The following is a 916-nucleotide window of genomic DNA, read 5'->3' on the forward strand; positions in this document are numbered from 1 at the left end:
TGCTCGTGCTCGACGATGCGAACCTGTCGCTGCGCGAAGGCGAGATCGTCGGGCTGCTCGGCCGTTCCGGCTCGGGCAAGTCGACGCTGTTGCGCATCATCGCCGGGCTGATCGAGCCGACCGGCGGCGAGGTGACCTATCTCGGCCAGCCGCTGCGCGGCCCGGCCGAAGGCGTCGCGATGGTGTTCCAGACCTTCGCGCTGTTCCCGTGGCTCACCGTGCTGCAGAACGTGGAAGCCGGCCTCGAGGCGCTCGGCGTCGGCGCACGCGAGCGGCGCGAGCGTGCGCTGGCCGCGATCGACCTGATCGGTCTCGACGGCTTCGAGAACGCGTACCCGCGCGAGCTGTCGGGCGGCATGCGCCAGCGCGTGGGCTTTGCGCGCGCGCTCGTCGTCGACCCGACGATCCTGCTGATGGACGAGCCGTTCTCCGCGCTCGACGTGCTGACGGCCGAGACGCTGCGTACCGACCTGCTCGATCTGTGGACGCAAGGTCGGATGCCGATCAAGTCGGTGCTGATCGTCACGCACAACATCGAGGAAGCGGTGTTCATGTGCGACCGGATCCTCGTGCTGTCGTCGAACCCGGGCCGCGTGATCGCCGAGATCAAGGTGCCGTTCAAGCATCCGCGCAACCGGCTCGACCCGGCGTTCCGCAAGCTCGTCGACGACATCTACGCGAAGATGACGGCCCGCCAGACCGGCGAGGCGACGAAGAAGGGGCTCGAGCTCGGCAGCTGGCTGCCGCAGGTGTCGACCAACCTGATGGCCGGCCTGATCGAGACGCTCGCAATGGCGCCTTACCACGGCCGCGCGGACATGCCGGAAATCGCACGCACGCTGCATCTGGAAGTCGACGACCTGTTCCCGATCGCCGAAGTGCTGCAGTACCTCGGCTTCGCGGACGTGCGCGAAGG

General features: G+C 68.1%; 1 protein-coding gene. It reads left to right on the forward strand.

Annotated features, from left to right (window positions below):
* Window positions 1-916: ATP-binding cassette domain-containing protein (locus CFB39_RS38455; protein WP_089476967.1), on the forward strand; the 916-nt coding region annotated here is incomplete at both ends.

The sequence above is a fragment of the Burkholderia sp. AU6039 genome (assembly GCF_002223365.1).
GTDB lineage: Bacteria > Pseudomonadota > Gammaproteobacteria > Burkholderiales > Burkholderiaceae > Burkholderia.